The organism is Streptomyces sp. MMG1121 (assembly GCF_001280015.1).
Taxonomy (GTDB): domain Bacteria; phylum Actinomycetota; class Actinomycetes; order Streptomycetales; family Streptomycetaceae; genus Streptomyces.
This window is the reverse complement of sequence record NZ_LGDV01000118.1, coordinates 211,158-227,215: the sequence shown is the minus strand read 5'-3', so window position 1 is coordinate 227,215 and position 16,058 is coordinate 211,158. Positions and strand designations below refer to the sequence as shown.

Annotated in this window: 17 protein-coding genes and 1 riboswitch; of the genes, 11 read left to right on the top strand and 6 right to left on the bottom strand. The window is 71.4% G+C overall.

The annotated features are described in order from the left end of the window. The first annotated feature begins 13 nt into the window (after positions 1-13). A riboswitch (SAM riboswitch) is annotated at positions 14-158 on the top strand. A gap of 17 nt (positions 159-175) precedes the next feature. From thrC to ADK64_RS12065, 7 genes are all read left to right on the top strand, one after another. Beyond that, positions 176-1,459: a threonine synthase gene (gene thrC, locus ADK64_RS12095; protein ID WP_053657973.1), complete on the top strand. Its 1,284-nt coding sequence runs from the start codon at positions 176-178 to the stop codon at positions 1,457-1,459. Then, the gene (locus ADK64_RS12090) at positions 1,456-1,734 is read left to right on the top strand and encodes a MoaD/ThiS family protein (protein ID WP_053657971.1); all 279 of its coding nucleotides are present in this window, start codon (positions 1,456-1,458) and stop codon (positions 1,732-1,734) included. Before thrC ends, ADK64_RS12090 begins: the two co-directional genes overlap by 4 nt. Positions 1,735-2,196: 462 nt before the next feature. Then, positions 2,197-2,400, top strand: a complete 204-nt coding sequence (locus ADK64_RS12085; RefSeq protein ID WP_004929928.1) for a cold-shock protein — start codon at positions 2,197-2,199, stop codon at positions 2,398-2,400. A 295-nt stretch (positions 2,401-2,695) separates the two neighbouring features. Beyond that, positions 2,696-4,318: a chaperonin GroEL gene (groL, locus tag ADK64_RS12080; protein WP_053657970.1), complete on the top strand. Its 1,623-nt coding sequence runs from the start codon at positions 2,696-2,698 to the stop codon at positions 4,316-4,318. A 201-nt stretch (positions 4,319-4,519) separates the two neighbouring features. Further along, on the top strand, positions 4,520-5,605 hold the full coding sequence (locus ADK64_RS12075) for a tyrosine-protein phosphatase (RefSeq protein WP_053657967.1): 1,086 nt from the start codon (positions 4,520-4,522) through the stop codon (positions 5,603-5,605). 163 nt (positions 5,606-5,768) lie between these two features. Next, on the top strand, positions 5,769-6,893 hold the full coding sequence (locus tag ADK64_RS12070; RefSeq protein WP_053657965.1) for an NADH:flavin oxidoreductase: 1,125 nt from the start codon (positions 5,769-5,771) through the stop codon (positions 6,891-6,893). Positions 6,894-6,974: 81 nt separating this feature from the next. Next, complete coding sequence (locus tag ADK64_RS12065; protein WP_053657963.1) at positions 6,975-8,522, top strand: carboxylesterase/lipase family protein; 1,548 nt, start codon at positions 6,975-6,977, stop codon at positions 8,520-8,522. Positions 8,523-8,529: 7 nt separating this feature from the next. Here the strand turns inward: ADK64_RS12065 and ADK64_RS12060 are convergent, their stop codons facing one another. The 3 genes from ADK64_RS12060 to ADK64_RS12050 all read right to left on the bottom strand — a co-directional run bounded on the left by ADK64_RS12060 (position 8,530) and on the right by ADK64_RS12050 (position 10,709). Next, positions 8,530-9,111, bottom strand: a complete 582-nt coding sequence (locus tag ADK64_RS12060; protein WP_053657958.1) for a hypothetical protein — start codon at positions 9,109-9,111, stop codon at positions 8,530-8,532. Positions 9,112-9,685: 574 nt separating this feature from the next. After that, on the bottom strand, positions 9,686-9,886 hold the full coding sequence (locus ADK64_RS12055) for a DUF397 domain-containing protein (RefSeq protein WP_053657956.1): 201 nt from the start codon (positions 9,884-9,886) through the stop codon (positions 9,686-9,688). Continuing rightward, positions 9,870-10,709: a helix-turn-helix domain-containing protein gene (locus ADK64_RS12050; protein WP_053657955.1), complete on the bottom strand. Its 840-nt coding sequence runs from the start codon at positions 10,707-10,709 to the stop codon at positions 9,870-9,872. The genes ADK64_RS12055 and ADK64_RS12050 overlap by 17 nt, the downstream gene beginning before the upstream one ends. A 116-nt stretch (positions 10,710-10,825) precedes the next feature. On the opposite strand from ADK64_RS12050, the gene ADK64_RS12045 reads away from it, so the two are divergent. Both ADK64_RS12045 and ADK64_RS12040 read left to right on the top strand, forming a co-directional pair. Further along, complete coding sequence (locus tag ADK64_RS12045) at positions 10,826-11,071, top strand: hypothetical protein (protein WP_053657952.1); 246 nt, start codon at positions 10,826-10,828, stop codon at positions 11,069-11,071. Next, a complete protein-coding gene (locus ADK64_RS12040) occupies positions 11,068-11,733 on the top strand; it encodes a class I SAM-dependent methyltransferase (protein WP_053657950.1) in 666 nt (221 codons plus the stop codon). The genes ADK64_RS12045 and ADK64_RS12040 overlap by 4 nt, the downstream gene beginning before the upstream one ends. A gap of 116 nt (positions 11,734-11,849) precedes the next feature. On the opposite strand, the gene ADK64_RS12035 is transcribed toward ADK64_RS12040, so the two are convergent. The 3 genes from ADK64_RS12035 to ADK64_RS12025 are packed head-to-tail and all read right to left on the bottom strand — an operon-like array spanning position 11,850 to position 15,346. Beyond that, a complete protein-coding gene (locus ADK64_RS12035; RefSeq protein ID WP_053657948.1) occupies positions 11,850-13,442 on the bottom strand; it encodes a PTS transporter subunit EIIC in 1,593 nt (530 codons plus the stop codon). Positions 13,443-13,458: 16 nt separating this feature from the next. Continuing rightward, entirely contained in the window at positions 13,459-14,382 is a 924-nt protein-coding gene (gene murQ, locus ADK64_RS12030; protein WP_053657946.1) for an N-acetylmuramic acid 6-phosphate etherase, read from the bottom strand. Positions 14,383-14,440: 58 nt separating this feature from the next. Beyond that, positions 14,441-15,346 carry a MurR/RpiR family transcriptional regulator gene (locus tag ADK64_RS12025; RefSeq protein ID WP_053657944.1) on the bottom strand — a complete coding sequence of 302 codons (906 nt, stop codon included), beginning with the start codon at positions 15,344-15,346 and terminating at the stop codon, positions 14,441-14,443. Between the two features lie 56 nt (positions 15,347-15,402). Here ADK64_RS12025 and ADK64_RS12020 point away from each other — a divergent pair, with 56 nt between their 5' ends. Beyond that, positions 15,403-15,795, top strand: coding sequence for a hypothetical protein (locus tag ADK64_RS12020; RefSeq protein WP_053658245.1), 393 nt, complete (start codon positions 15,403-15,405; stop codon positions 15,793-15,795). Beyond that, positions 15,792-16,055 (top strand): DUF4031 domain-containing protein, encoded by a 264-nt coding sequence (locus ADK64_RS12015; protein WP_053657942.1) that lies wholly within the window; start codon positions 15,792-15,794, stop codon positions 16,053-16,055. Before ADK64_RS12020 ends, ADK64_RS12015 begins: the two co-directional genes overlap by 4 nt. The last annotated feature ends 3 nt before the right edge of the window (positions 16,056-16,058 follow it).

Below are 16,058 nucleotides of genomic sequence, written 5' to 3'. Positions count from 1 at the left end.
CACAATCGAATACCGCTCATCCAGAGGGGCAGAGGGATACGGCCCGATGAAGCCCCGGCAACCCTCCAGCCGATTCTCGTCTTCTCGAAGCGAGGCTCCCGGCTAGGGAAGGTGCCAAATCCGTCTCACGGCGAGATGCGTCGTGAGGAAGATGAGGAGAAAGGGCCTCGCCTCCATGGCTGTGCAGACAGTTGCAAGCACCACCACCCCCGCCGTCGACCTCGGTCCCGCCGTGGCTCTGAGCTGTCGCGAGTGCGGTCACCGCGTCCCGCTCGGTCCGGTCTTCGCGTGCGAGGAGTGTTTCGGCCCGCTGGAGGCCGCCTACGACTTCTCCGGCTACGACACCGAGGAACTGCGCCGGCGGATCGAGTCCGGCCCGGCCAACATCTGGCGGTACGCGCCCCTGCTGCCCGTCCCGGCGGACGTCGCCGACAAGCCGAACCTGAACCCGGGCTGGACCAACCTCGTCAGGGCCGACAACCTCGCCCGCGAACTCGGCGTCACCGGCGGCCTGTTCGTGAAGGACGACTCCGGCAACCCGACGCACTCCTTCAAGGACCGCGTCGTCGCCCAGGCCCTGGAGGCCGCCCGCGCCTTCGGCTTCACCACCCTGTCCTGCTCCTCGACCGGCAACCTGGCCGGCGCCGTCGGCGCCGCCGCCGCCCGCGCCGGCCTCCGCTCGTGCGTGTTCATCCCGCACGACCTGGAGCAGGGCAAGGTCGTCATGGCCGCGGTCTACGGCGGCGAGCTGGTCGGCATCGAGGGCAACTACGACGACGTCAACCGCTTCTGCTCGGAGCTGATCGGCGACCCGGCCGGCGAGGGCTGGGGCTTCGTCAACGTCAACCTGCGGCCGTACTACGCGGAGGGCTCCAAGACCCTGGCGTACGAGATCTGCGAGCAGCTCGGCTGGCGGCTGCCGGACCAGATCGTGATCCCGATCGCCTCCGGCTCCCAGCTCACGAAGATCGACAAGGGTCTGAAGGAACTGATCGAGCTGGGTCTGGTCGAGGACAGGCCGTACAAGATCTTCGGCGCCCAGGCCGAGGGCTGCTCGCCGGTGTCCACGGCGTACAAGGCCGGTCACGACGTGGTCCGCCCGCAGAAGCCGAACACCATCGCCAAGTCCCTCGCCATCGGCAACCCGGCCGACGGGCCCTACGTCCTGGACATCGCGCGCCGGACCGGCGGTGCGGTGGAGGACGTGACCGACGAGGAAGTCGTCGACGCGATCAGGCTGCTGGCCCGCACCGAGGGCATCTTCGCCGAGACGGCGGGCGGCGTGACGGTCGGCGTCACCCGCAAGCTGCTCAAGGAAGGCCTCCTGGACCCGACGAAGACCACGGTCGTCCTCAACACCGGCGACGGCCTGAAGACCCTCGACGCGGTGGCCGACACGGGCCTCACCGCGACGATCCGCCCCACCCTGGACTCTTTCCGAGAGGCTGGCCTCGCATGAGCGTGACCGTTCGCATCCCCACCATCCTGCGCACCTACACCGGCGGTCAGGCCGAGGTGCCCGCCGAGGGCGGGACCCTCGCCGAGGTCATCGAGGACCTGGAGAAGAACCACACCGGGATCGCCGCCCGCGTCCTGGACGACCAGGGCAAGCTGCGCCGTTTCGTCAACGTCTACGTCAATGACGACGACGTCCGCTTCGAGCAGGGCCTTCAGACGGCCACCCCCGAGGGTGCGGGTGTCTCCATCATTCCGGCGGTCGCCGGCGGCTGCTGATCGCGCTGATCCTGCTGACCGAATGACCGGTCATTACCTTCGGTAACCCGGGTTACTGATTGTTCATCGAATGGCCCCCTCCGTGAGAGAAACGGAGGGGGCCATTCAGTGTGATTGAGCGCGGTACAGTTGGGGAACGCGCGCCGGACCCGCGCCTCCCCGGTCCCGGATTCCGCGCCGCACGCCCGATAAGAAGTAGCCAAAGTGTGCGGGCTTTATGCGGCTTTCGTTCCATTTTGTACGGCCCGACTTGCCCTGAATTCAGCCGAACTTTAGGCAGATTCCGGACTGGGCTCGTCCAGAATTCTCGTCCGATTGACCTGTTGCAGACGGCAGTTGGACAGATACATTCAGCCGCGGTCGACGCGTTCCGGCGCACGCCCCCGACCAATGGGGGGTGAGGTCTGACCCGGGTCCGCGAAGTGTGGATCTGTGCAAGGGCCAGTAATAGGGGAGTTAGGCATGGCTCAGGGCACCGTCAAGTGGTTCAACGCGGAGAAGGGGTACGGCTTCATCGCGGTCGACGGTGGTGCGGACGTCTTCGTCCATTACAGCGCCATTCAGATGGACGGCTACCGCACCCTGGAAGAGGGCCAGCGGGTGGAGTTCGAGATCTCGCAGGGCCAGAAGGGCCCGCAGGCCGACATGGTTCGCCTCAGCGCCTGAACGTTTCTTGTACGAAGGGTCCGCACCCCGCAGGGGTGCGGACCCTTCGTCGTACCCGCCCGTCACCCGACCGTCACCCCCGGCGAGCCCGCTGCGCGGGCGCAGCCTTGCACTCGGGCATGCCGAGTGCTAATCATTGCGTTAGCACTCTGAAGGTGAGAGTGACAAAGAAGGACCGGGTCGGTGAGGCCCGCAGGCCAGGTGGGGCAAGGAACCACGGGGTCAGCGAGCCGTCCGTCGCGGGCGCGGGCGCGGTCCGAAGGAATCACCCCCAGTCCTGGAGGGACCACTTCACATGGCCAAGATCATCGCGTTCGACGAGGAGGCGCGGCGCGGCCTCGAGCGCGGCATGAACCAGCTCGCGGACGCCGTGAAGGTGACGCTCGGCCCCAAGGGCCGCAACGTCGTCCTCGAGAAGAAGTGGGGCGCCCCCACGATCACCAACGATGGTGTCTCCATCGCCAAGGAGATCGAGCTCGAGGACCCGTACGAGAAGATCGGCGCCGAGCTGGTCAAGGAAGTCGCCAAGAAGACGGACGACGTCGCCGGTGACGGTACGACCACTGCGACCGTGCTGGCCCAGGCCCTGGTCAAGGAAGGCCTGCGCAACGTCGCCGCCGGCGCCAACCCGATGGCTCTGAAGCGCGGTATCGAGAAGGCCGTCGAGGCCGTCTCCGCCGCCCTGCTGGAGCAGGCGAAGGACGTCGAGACCAAGGAGCAGATCGCCTCCACCGCGTCCATCTCCGCCGCCGACACCCAGATCGGCGAGCTGATCGCCGAGGCCATGGACAAGGTCGGCAAGGAAGGCGTCATCACCGTCGAGGAGAGCAACACCTTCGGTCTGGAGCTCGAGCTCACCGAGGGCATGCGCTTCGACAAGGGCTACATCTCCGCCTACTTCGCGACCGACATGGAGCGCATGGAGGCGTCGCTCGAGGACCCGTACATCCTCATCGCGAACTCCAAGATCGGCTCCGTCAAGGACCTGCTCCCGCTCCTGGAGAAGGTCATGCAGTCGGGCAAGCCGCTGCTGATCATCGCCGAGGACGTCGAGGGCGAGGCCCTGTCGACCCTGGTCGTCAACAAGATCCGCGGCACCTTCAAGTCCGTCGCCGTCAAGGCCCCGGGCTTCGGCGACCGCCGCAAGGCCATGCTCGGCGACATCGCCATCCTCACGGGCGGCGAGGTCATCTCCGAGGAGGTCGGCCTCAAGCTGGAGAACGCGACCCTGGACCTCCTGGGCCGTGCCCGCAAGGTCGTCATCACCAAGGACGAGACCACCATCGTCGACGGTGCCGGCTCCTCGGAGCAGGTCGGCGGCCGGGTCAACCAGATCCGCGCCGAGATCGAGAACAGCGACTCGGACTACGACCGCGAGAAGCTGCAGGAGCGCCTGGCGAAGCTCGCCGGCGGTGTCGCGGTCATCAAGGCCGGTGCCGCCACCGAGGTGGAGCTCAAGGAGCGCAAGCACCGCATCGAGGACGCCGTCCGCAACGCGAAGGCCGCCGTCGAGGAGGGCATCGTCGCCGGTGGTGGCGTGGCCCTGCTGCAGGCCTCCTCGGTCTTCGAGAAGCTGGACCTCGAGGGTGACGAGGCGACCGGCGCCAACGCCGTGAAGCTCGCGCTGGAGGCCCCGCTGAAGCAGATCGCCGTCAACGGTGGTCTCGAGGGTGGCGTCGTCGTGGAGAAGGTGCGCAACCTGGCCGTCGGCCACGGTCTGAACGCCGCCACGGGCGAGTACGTCGACATGATCGCCGAGGGCATCATCGACCCGGCGAAGGTGACCCGTTCCGCGCTGCAGAACGCCGCCTCCATCGCCGCGCTGTTCCTCACCACCGAGGCCGTCATCGCCGACAAGCCGGAGAAGGCCGCCGCGGCCGCTCCGGGCGGCATGCCGGGCGGTGACATGGACTTCTGATCGACCCCTGGTTGATCACGTCCTTGCCGAGGGCGGCACTTCCTGTCTGTGACAGGGGGTGCCGCCCTCGGGCGTTTCCGGGTGCGGACGGCGAAGGGGTGGGGCGGGGCAGCGTGAGTGGCACAAACTGCCACTTCGGCAGAGGGTGTCATTCGCTCGGCGTTCATCTCGGTGTCAGCGGGTGCACACAGCATCCGCCTCATGAAGAAGCTCGCTCTCGCCGGTGCCGCCCTCGCGCTCACCGCAGTGTCCGTCCCCCTCACCACGTCGGCCGCCCTCGCCGCCCCGGCCGCCGGCCACCGCCCTGCCGCCCACCACACCGCCGGCCACCGCATCCCCTTCACGGCCGCGACCGTCACCGCCGGTGACGACGGCTCGTACCGCATCGTCTGGAAGGCGCCCGGGGTGCGCACGGTGACCATCCGGGCGAACGGGCACGTCGTGGCGCGGGGCGGGGCGGCGGGGGACGTCACGGTGCGCGGGCTGCCCGCCGCCGACCGCCAGTGGTTCGACCTCGTGCCCGAGCGCGGCGGCTCCCTGCGCCTCGCCGACCGGCTGATCAAGCTCGACGGCGCGGTCAACTTCCGGGACGCGGGCGGCTACCGCACCCAGGACGGCCACTGGGTGAAGATGGGCGAGATCTACCGCTCCGACGCCCTGAACAAGCTCACGGACGCCGACCTCGCGAAGCTCCACCGCCTCGGCATCCACGCGGTGTACGACCTGCGCACGCAGTCGGAGCGCACGTCCGGGCCCGACCGTGTGCCGGCCGGCGCGGCCTACGACGTCGCCGACGTGCTCGCCGGCTCCCCGGCCTTCAGCGCCATGCCGACGTCCGCGGACGACGCGGTCAAGATGATGGTGGACGGCGAGAAGTTCATGGTCGGCGGGGGCACCGCGCGCGCCGCCTACGGCGCGGTGTACGCGGGTGTCGCCGACGAGGGGCAGCACGGGCTGGTCTACCACTGCACCGCCGGCAAGGACCGCACGGGCTGGTCCAGCGCCGCGCTCCTGACGGCCCTCGGCGTGCCGCGCCGGACGGTGATGGACGACTACCTCGCCAGCAACACCTACCGGGCGGCGGCCAACGCGGCGACCCTCGCGGCCATGCCCCCCGCCCAGGCCGAGATCTACAAGCCGCTGCTCGACGTGCGCCCCGAGTACCTCGACTCCGGCTTCGACGAGGTGCAGGCCGCGTACGGCTCGTTCGGCACCTACCTGCGCAAGGGGCTCGGCATCGACGGGCACGAGCTGCGCGAGCTGAAGAAGGAGCTGCTGGTCGGCTAGGACCGCCCGAGTGGCCGGGGCCACACGGAAACCGGGGCCGGGTGCGGAATAGGGAGCTCCGCGCGTCGGTTTCCTTCAGAAGGTGCAACAATGCGCACGCACATACCCAACGGTCGGCGCACGCGCCACTCGGTCCACCCAGCCACTCACGAGGAGCCCCACCGTGACCGCCACGACGTCCGCCTCCCGCGCGGCCCAGATCCTGTCCCGCCCGATCGCGCTCAACGGTCTCACCGTCCCGAACCGGATCGTGATGGCGCCGATGACCCGGATGTTCTCCCCGGGCGGCATCCCCGGCGAGGACGTGCGCTCCTACTACGCGCGCCGTGCCGCCGCCGGTGTCGGCCTCATCGTCACCGAGGGCACCTACGTGGGCCACGAGTCGGCCGGGCAGAGCGACCGGGTGCCGCGCTTCCACGGCGAGGAGCAGCTGGCGGGCTGGGCGAAGGTCGCCGAGGACGTCCACGCGGCGGGCGGCACGATCGTCCCGCAGCTGTGGCACATCGGCATGGTCCGCAAGGACGGCGACGCCCCCTACCCCGAAGCCCCCGCGATGGGCCCCTCCGGCCTGGTCACCGCCGACGCCGAGCCCACCGGTAAGCCCATGACGCAGGCCGACCTGGACGCCGTCATCGGCGCGTTCGCCGAGGCCGCGGCCGACGCCGAGCGCATCGGCTTCGACGGCGTGGAGCTCCACGGCGCCCACGGCTACCTCCTCGACCAGTTCCTGTGGGAGGGCACCAACCGCCGCACCGACGCCTACGGCGGCGACCCGGTGGCCCGCACGAAGTTCGCGGCGGAGATCGTCGCGGCGGTCCGCGGGGCGGTGTCCCCCGAGTTCCCGATCCTCTTCCGCTACTCGCAGTGGAAGCAGCAGGACTACACCGCCCGCCTCGCCGAGACCCCCGAGGAGCTGGAGGCCATCCTGACCCCGCTGGCGGCGGCCGGCGTCGACGTCTTCCACGCCTCCACCCGCCGCTACTGGGTGCCGGAGTTCGAGGGCTCGGACCTGAACCTGGCCGGCTGGACGAAGAAGATCACCGGCAAGCAGGTCATCAGCGTCGGCTCGGTGGGCCTCGACGGCGACTTCATCAACGCCTTCCAGGGCGAGGGCTCCCCGGTCCAGGGCATAGACAACCTCCTCGACCGCCTGGAGGCCGACGAGTTCGACATGGTCGCCGTGGGCCGCGCGCTGCTCCAGGACCCGGAGTGGGCCGCCAAGGTGCTCGGCGACCGCTACGACGAGCTGAAGTCGTACGACGCGGCCGCGGTGAAGACCCTCAGCTGACCCTGGAGGCCGGGCACTTGTGACCGGCGTCGTGCGTTCCCCTGATGAGCAGTGCGGGCAGCAGGGCAGTGAGGAGCGAGCATGACGACTGGTGAGTCCCCGGCCCCGGACACCGACGGCCCCGTGGTGCGCACCGCCTCCGGTGCGGTGCGCGGTCTGCGCGAGCAGGGCCTGTCGGTGTTCCGGGGCATCCCCTTCGCCGCACCCCCCGTCGGCCCGGACCGCTTCCAGGCCCCGCGCCCGCCCCGCCCCTGGGACGGCACCCGCGAGGCGTACGCGTTCGGCCCGCCGCCCCCGCAGGAGACGGGCTTCGCGGGGCGCACGGCCCAGGTCCCGCTCCCGCAGGGTGACGAGTGGCTGACGGTCAACGTCTGGACCCCGGAGCCGGACCCGTGCGCCGCCCGCCCGGTGATGGTGTGGCTCTACGGCGGCGCGTTCAAACTGGGCCACAGCGGCCAGCCGGGCTACGACGCGCAGCATCTCGCCCGCGCGGGCGACGTCGTGATCGTCACCCTCAACTACCGCGTGGGCATGGAGGGTTTCGCCCTCTGGGCCGGTGCCCCCGCCAACCGGGGCCTGCTGGACCAGGTCGCGGCCCTGGAGTGGGTCCAGGAGAACATCGCCGCGTTCGGCGGCGACCCGGCGCAGGTCACCGTCTTCGGCGAGTCGGCGGGCGCGGGCTGCATCGCCGCGCTGCTGGCCATGCCGAGAGCGCGCGGACTGTTCCGGCGCGCGGTGACGCAGAGCGTGCCCGGTACGTTCTTCTCCGTGGACCTGGCCCGGGACATCGCCGCGGTCCTGGCGGCCGAGGCGGGCCGTAGGCCGACGGCGGCGGACCTGGCCGAGGCCGACCCGCGGCAGCTCACCCAGGCGGGCCAGGCGCTGGGCGTCAAGATGCTGTCGTACACCGACCGTTGGGGTCAGGCGGCCCCGACCTCGGTGCCCTTCTCGCCGGTGGTCGACGGCGACGTCCTCCCCAGCACGCCCTGGCAGGCCCTCGCCGCGGGCGCGGCCCGCGACATCGACCTCCTCCTCGGCCACAACCGCGACGAGTTCCGCCTGTTCATGGTCATGGCCGGTCTGTCCGGCAAGATCACGGACGAGACGGCGGCACAGACCCTGCGGCTGTACGCGCCGGGTGGCGAGGCGGGCGAGGCGGCCTACCGCTCGGCGTTCCCCGACGCGGGCCCGGAGCGGCTCTTCGAACGGGTCCAGACCGACTGGCTGTTCGCGATGCCGAGCCTGCGCCTGGCGGAGGCCCAGCTGGCGGGCGGCGGGCGCGCGCATGTCTACGAGCTGACCTGGCCGGCTCCCGACAGCGCCGGTGTGCTGGGCGCCTGCCACGGCCTGGACGTCCCGCTGCTCTTCGGCACGTTCGGCGCCGACCTGGGCGCTCTGCTCTTCTCCCGGGGCGAGCCGACACCGGAGGCGGAGCGGCTCTCGGCGTTCTTCCAGCGCGCCTGGACGGCGTTCGCCCGGACCGGCGACCCGGGCTGGCCCGCGTACGCCGCCGACACCCGCCCGGTCCAGATCCTGGACGCCGAACAGCGGGTGGCGCCGTACCCGGAGGAGCGGATCAGACGCATCTGGGAGGGGTACGACTTCGCGCCCCTGCCGCTGCTGGTCTGAGGGGCGTCTACAGATCGCCCAGCGGGTTGTTCATCGGCTCGATGGGGACGTGCACGGGCGTCCCCCACACGCGCAGCACCTCGTAGTCGGTGAACTCGTGCACGAGCCGGTACGCCATCGCGGGCCGCGAGGAGCGCCGCTGGGCGGCGAGATACGTCTCGGCCTCACGCCGGTCCCGCCGGGGTGTCCCGCACAGTTGCCACTCCTGCCCGTTCCACGACTCCGGCAGCCACCGCTGCTGGGGCTGGGGCCGGTCGGCGCGGACGCCGTACCGGGAGGGCGCGGTGGCCACGGGCTCGGCCGCGCTCGGCCGGCCCTGGTACTCCGACCGGCGGGCGGCCCGGCGCCGGGTCTCGCACAGCAGACACAGATCGGGCGCGCTCTTGTCCACGGGCCCCTGCGGATGCTCGGGGCACCGGGTGGTGGGCGCCTTGCTCACGGCGCTCTCCTCCACCAGGTCGAGCGCCCGGCGCAGATCGGCCTTGATCTCGTGCAGCCGGGCGTCCGGGGTGTCGGCGGTGAGTTCGTCCCCGTGGTCCCCGAGGAGGCGCAGGGCTCGTCCTAGGGTGGTGAGCTGGGCGTGGTTCATGTCAGTCCGCGTAGTCCTTCAGCTTCTCCGTGTCCAGTGTGATGCCGACCGGGGGCGGCAGTTCGACGGTAGCGCCCCAGGGGTAGCGGGGAGCCGGTCGGGCAGCTCCCTCGGAGCCCTGCGGACGAGTTCCTCGAATTCCTCGACGGACATCTGCGTGCCTCCTCCCTTCCATGGTGCCCTGGAGTGGTCTCGTCGGACCGTAGGACCGGTCATCCCGGTGCCCTGTCTCGTCGCCTCTGCAAGATCGCGGCACGCATGCCATCTGCATATGACCGGATCGCGGAAGCCGTCAGGGGCGCGTTGGAGTGCGTGCTGCCGGTGGAGAGCGCACTCCGGCACGCCCGGCACAGCCCGCCCTCCAGCGCCTCCGGCCGCCCCGGCACACCGCACTCGCCGCACTCCAGAAGACGGCGAGTGGGCGGGGTGGGCGGCGGGGCGGGCGGAAGCTTGTCGGTCAGGCGGCGGCGGACCAGGGCGGCCGGGTGGTGGACGGGGCAGGTAGTCCGGCGGGGGCCGTTTGCTTATGGCCGCACGTTAGGAGCTTGGCGCTCGAGGCTTGAGCTTCGGGCGGTCACTTGAGGGAGGACGTGAAGGCGGCCCAGGCGGCGGAGCCGAAGAAGAGCTTCGGGCCGTGGGGGGTCTTCGAGTCTCGGACGGGGACGAGGGCGGGGTGGGTGTCGTTCACTTCGAGGCAGTCGCCGCCGCTACCGCCGCTGTAGCTGGACTTGTGCCAGGTAGCCGCGTCCAGATCGTACTCAGGGATGCTCCTCATGGCCGTAATCCTGTGCCATCGCCTCGATGACAGCCAAGGACTTCTCCGGCGAGAGTGCGCACGCTGCGAGGAGTTCGAAGGTGTGCCGCTGGTAGCGGACAACGGCTGGGTCGTCCTCCAGTCGTCCCGTGCCAACTCCCTCAAAGTAGAGCAGGGGAGGGGCGTCCTCGAAGTCCATCAGCTTGATGGAGCCCTCCATTGACGCGTGCGCGCCTGCGCCGAACGGCAGGACCTGCACGATGGCCCGGTTCTGGTGGATCACATCGATGATGTGACTCAGCGCTTGTGTCATTACCTCGCGCCCACCGGTCACTCGCCGCAAGGCTGCTTCGTCGAGCACCATCCACAACAACGGCTCTGTTGGATCGTCGAGGATGTGGGCCCGCTCTATCCGGGCGGCGACCAACTCGTTGATCTCCGTCTCCGGTGCTGTCGGCCGGTACGCGCGGAACACGGCCCGTGCGTACGCGGAGGTCTGGAGCAAGCCGGGAATCAGCAGTGGGGCGTACTGCCTGATCGCCGTGGCCTGAGCTTCGGCCTCCGCTGCCTCCGCAAAGTGTTCCGGATACTTCGATTTGGCCGCCGCCTTGCAGTTCCGCGTGAAGAAGCCCTTCGTCCCCAGGGCTTCGTCAAGCATCCGCGCGTGCTCCGGCTGCATCCGTCTCGTACCCGCCTCCAGCTGACCGATGAACGACCCGCTCACGAACAGCCGTTGGCCCAGTTCCTCCTGGCTCAGTCCGGCTCTTTCGCGGGCGTGTCGTAGCTCCGCGCCCAGCAGGGCCCGGGGTGATGACGACGGGTCCAGATTCTTCGGTCCTGCCATGGCAGCAGCTCCCTCTCGCACAAACGGGATTGTTGGGGCGCCGTATCTGGCCAGGCTAGCGAGCCGCCCACCACGCTATGTAGCAAAACCGGAACTCACCGTGGAGGTCAGAGGACGTGCGCACCACCGAAGAGATCGTGGAGTCGCTGCGGGACGCGCTCGCCGGGGTCGGTGTCGTGTTGCCGTCCCTGTGCGTCGACCCGGTGACCGGCGCGAGCGATGAACCGTTCGCGTTGGTCGACCTGGGGCGCTGCAATGTCCGTACCGCCGAGCGGCTGACGGACGTGCTGAGGGCGATGTCCGTCGGTGAGGAACTGCGGGTCAAGGTGCGGCAGGTGAACCGGGAGAGGCGCAGCCATTGAGCAGACTGGTCGAGGCCCTGCATCGCTTCAACGCCGACCACCCCTGGGACCACAACGCGCACTACCACCGTTGGCTGCTACGGCAGTTGCCCCGCAGGGTCGGCCGCGTCCTGGACGTGGGGTGCGGCAGCGGGGATCTGGTGCGGCTGCTGGCCGGGCGCGCGGAGTCGGTGGTCGGGGCGGACGCGGAGCCCCGGATGCTGGAGGAGGCCCGGCGGCTGACCGACGCGGCCGCCCCCGTCACCTACGCGCTCGCCTCCGCCCCGCACGGCCTGCCCGCCGGCCCCTACGACGTCATCACCTGCGTCGCGGTACTCCACCACCTCCCCTGCGCCGACGCCCTGACCCGCTTCCGGCGTGAACTCGCGCCCGGCGGCACCCTGGTGGTCGTCGGCTGCGCCCGGCCCAAGGGCGTCCTCGACCACGCGATCGGGCTGGCGGCGGTACCGCTCAACATGCTGACCGGGTGGGTGAAGAACCGGGGGCGGGCCACGGCGCGGCGGCCGGTCTCCATGACCGCCCCCACCCGTGACCCGGAGCTGACCCTCACCGAGATCGGCCGCGAGGCCCGCCGGATCCTGCCCGGCGCCCGGCTGCGCCGCCGGCTCTTCTGGCGCTACACCCTGCTCTGGCGCGCCCCCGTCAGTGCCCGTGCTTCTTGATGAGGCTTCCCTTGCCGCACGCGGGGGCGGCGTCGGGCAGCGACAGCGGGGACACGGCCTTGAGAACGGGGGGGCTTCCTCGTCACGCCGGGCAAACGACCGCTGCGGGTGGGGTGTTACGTCGTCGCGGCCACTCGGGGGCGGCGGGGGAGACCGAAGAGGTAGGTCGCGGCGAAGCCGACCGCGTAGCCGGTGAGCAGGCCGCCCGCGTAGACGGCGACCGCCGCGCCCGCGCCCCTGTTGCCGGTCAGCAGGGGGAACAGGGCCCAGCCCGACGGGCCGATCGCCGTCGCGCCGACCTTGGTGCCGAGCATCGCGAAGAAGCCGACGAACGCCCCGCCCGCCGCGCCGCCCGCGCAGGCGGTCAGGAAGGGCCGCCCGAGGGGGAGGCAGACGCCGTAGATCAGTGGTTCGCCCACGCCCAGCAGGCCCGCCGGGAGGGCCGACCGGATCGTCGTACGCAGCGAGGTGTCGTGGTTCAGGCGGACGTACACCGCGAGCGCCGCGCCCACCTGACCGGCGCCCGCCATGGCCAGCAGCGGCAGCAGGACCGTGTAGCCCTGCTGCTCGATCAGCGTGGTGTGGATGGGGATGAGGGCCTGGTGCAGGCCCAGCATGACCAGCGGGAGGAAGAGGCCGCCCAGGACCAGTCCGGCGGCCGCCCCGGCGGTGGTCATGAGCCAGCCCGCCGCCGTGCCGATCGCCCCGGCCACCGCACCGGCCGCGTACATCAGGCCGTACAGCGTCACCAGTCCGGAAACGAGGACGGTGACCGTGGGGGTGAGCAGGACGTCCAGCGCGCCCGGCACCCGGCCCCGGACCCACTTCTCCACGCGGGTCGCGAGCAGCGCCGCCGCCAGTGCGCCGAGCACCCCGCCCTGCCCGGGGGCCAGTTGGGCCCCGAACACCGTCACCTTCGCCACCCCCGGGTACACGACGACGGCCGCGACCGCCCCGCCGAGCACGGGCGTGCCGCCGAACTCGCGCGCGGTGTTGATGCCGACGAACACCGCGATCAGCGCGAGGAAGGCGGACGCGACGGAGGACAGGGCCGGGGTCAGACCGGGCAGCCAACCGGCGTTCAGCAGCAGCCCGTTGAGGCCGGCCAGGATGCCGCAGCCGATCAGGGCGGGGATGAGCGGGAGGAAGACGTTGGCGACCCGACGCAGGACGGCCTTGAGGGGAGCCGCCTGCCCCGGCCGGCCGTCGGCCTGCCGGGGCCGCCGGACGGACTCCCGCGCCGCTGCCTCCGCTCCGCCGTCGGCTGCCCGGGCCCGCCCGACGAGCGACCCGCCCGTCTCCTCCCCGGCCCCGGCGTTCGCAGGCCAGAGGCGCCGCGCCTCCTCCTCAGCCCCGGTCCCGGTGGTCCAGTCCCGCCCGGCAGCCCCCCAAGCCACCAGCCCCTCCGCCCCCGCCGCTCCCTCCGCCCCGCCCTCGGTCGCCCGGAGCCCGACCGCAGCCACCCGTGCGGCCACCTCCTCCGTGACCTCCTCGACCACACCGGGGCCGAGCACGATCTGGCGGGACGGTCCGTCGGACACGATGCCCACTACGCCGGGTACCGCCCGCAGGCCCTCCTCGTCCACCGCCGTCGGATCGGCGAGGGTCAGGCGGAGGCGGGTCATGCAGTGGGCCACGTCGGTGATGTTGGCCGGGCCGCCGACCAGGGCGAGGACGGCGGTCGCGGTGGAGGCGGGGTCGTTGCGCACGCCCCGAGCGTGCGGGTCAGCGGGGCGTGTGCGCCAGCGCGGCGCGCAGATGGCCGCCGGACTCCTCCAGAAGGCGGGCGGCCGTCGGGCCGTCGACGTCCGCGAGGAGGGAGAGAATCGCGTTCTTCACCTCACCGCCCGACTCGGCGAGTGCCCGCTCGATCTCCTCGTCCCCCGCCCCCGTGGCCAGCGAGACGATACGGCGTGAACGGGCCCGGAGCTTGTCGTTGGAGGCCCGGACGTCGACCATCAGGTTCCCGTACGTCTTGCCGAGCCGGATCATCGTGATGGTCGAGAGCATGTTGAGGACCAGCTTCTGGGCGGTGCCCGCCTTCAGACGCGTGGAGCCGGTGATCAGCTCGGGCCCCGCCACGACCTCGATGCCGTGCTCGGCGGCCGCCGCCAGCGCGCTGTGCTCGTTGCAGGCCAGGCCGATCGTCAGCGCGCCTGTCGCCCGGGCGTGTTCGACGGCGCCGATCGCGTACGGGGTACGGCCCGAGGCGGAGATCCCGACAACGGTGTCGTCCGCCGTGAGCTTGAGCGCGTCCAGGTCCTGCCGCGCCGACTCCCGGGAGTCCTCGGCGCCCTCCACCGAGGTGACCATGGCCGGGGGGCCGCCCGCGATCAGGCCGACGACCTGGGCGGGATCGGTGTTGAAGGTGGGCGGGCACTCGGAGGCGTCCAGCACCCCGAGCCGCCCGGCGGTACCGGCGCCGGCGTAGATCAGCCGCCCGCCGTTCGCCATCCGCTCGGCCGCGGCGTCGATGGCGGCGGCGATCCGGGGGAGCTGCGCGGCGACGGCGGTGGGCACGCCCGCGTCCTCGCCGTTCATCAGACGGGCGATGTCGAGGGTGGGCAGACGGTCGATGTCGGCGAGTTCGGGGCGGAAGGCCTCGGTGGTCAGGGAGGCCAACTGGCTGCGCAGGTCATGCGAGGTCATGGGGGGCGGCTCTCTCAGGCTCTTCAGGTTCGTCAGGTCCGGGTTCGCGTGCTGGTACTCACCTGGGGCTGGTGCGATGCCGATGGGCCAGCGCCTCGTACGACGCGGCCAGCGCGGGCGCCGCCGTCTCGTACGTCCGCTGGGCCACTCCCACGAACAGGCAGTCCACCACGAGCAGTTGACTCGTCCGCGAGGACATCGCGGCGGGCCGCAGCTCGCTCTCCCGTGAGGTGGACGTGGTCAGTACGTGGTCGGCGTACTGGGTGACCGGCGCGTCCGGCCGGCCGGTGATGGCCACGGTGGTGGCCCCGTGCTCGAAGGCGACCCGCAGCGGCTCGATGACGTCCCCCGTCGAGCCGGAGTGGGTGATCGCGATCGCCACGTCGCCCGGCCGGAGCTGCACCGCGTTGGTCACCGCGAGATGCGGATCGCCGTGGGCGTGGGCTATGAGGCCGATGCGCAGGAGCTTCTGGGTGAGGTCCTGGGCGACCAGCCCGGACGCGCCGATGCCGTACACGTCCGTACGCCGGGCGCCCGTCAGCGCGGTCACGGCGGCGCCGAGCTGGACGGTGTCGAGCCCGGCCGCCGTGTCGGCGAGGGTCTGCTGCTCCTCGTAGGCGAGCTTGGTGACGACGTCGGCGATGGGGTCGTCCACCGCGATGTCGGTCGTGATGGCCGGCGCCCGGCCCGACTGCTGCTGCGCGGCCAGCCCGGCGAGGGCGAGCCGCAGGTCCCGGTAGCCGGGGTAGCCGAGCAGCCGGGCGGTGCGCACGACCGTGGCCTCGCTGGTGCCGGTGAGCTCGGCGAGGCCGGTGACCGTGAGGGCGGCGCAGCCGGCCGGGTCGTTCGCGACGGCCTCGGCGACGCGGTGCATGGACCGGGTCATGGAAGGGGCGAGGGTGCGCACCTTCGCGGCGAGGGAACCGCCCGGACTGCCGAAAGTTTCCTTCACGTCCTGGGTCACAGGTGAAAGATATTTTCGGTTCGGTGTGGCGGTCAAGGGTGCGCACAATGGGTTCCATGGAGCCCGTCAATCCCGCCAGCCCCCTTGAGCAGGCGCTGCATGCCGCCCGCGCCCTGGTCCTCGCCGATCTCGTCGCCGGCGGGGTCGCGCACGCGGACGTCGTCTCGCTCGTCGAGGACTCCGTCGCGGAGCGCCGCTGGTGGGTCCAGCAGTGGCCGGACGGCGTCGCCTACGTCGCCGGGCTGATCGCGCAGGACGTGCAGGACGCGCTGCTGGAGCGGTACGGCCGCTGGCCGGTGTGCCCGGTGTGCGGCTCGGGCGACCCGCACGCGCTGGACGTCGAGCCGGAACTGGGCCCCGACCCGCACTGGGTCTGCCACAAGGCGGGCGTGAAGGTCGCGTCGGTCGGCTCGCTGGGCTCGGCCACCGGCGGAACGACCTCGTCGTGACGCTCTACATCGACCCGCCCGCCTGGCCCGGGCACGGACGCATGTGGTCGCATCTGGTCAGCGATGTGTCGTACGACGAACTGCACGCGTTCGCCGGGACGCTGGACGTGCCGAGGCGGGCCTTCGACCGCGACCACTACGATCTGCCGGCCCACCGGTACGCGGACGCGGTGGCCGCCGGGGCGGTGGAGGTCAGCAGCCGCACGGTGGTACGGCTGCTGCACGCCTCCGGGCTGCGCCGGCGCAAGCGCGGAGTCTGAGGA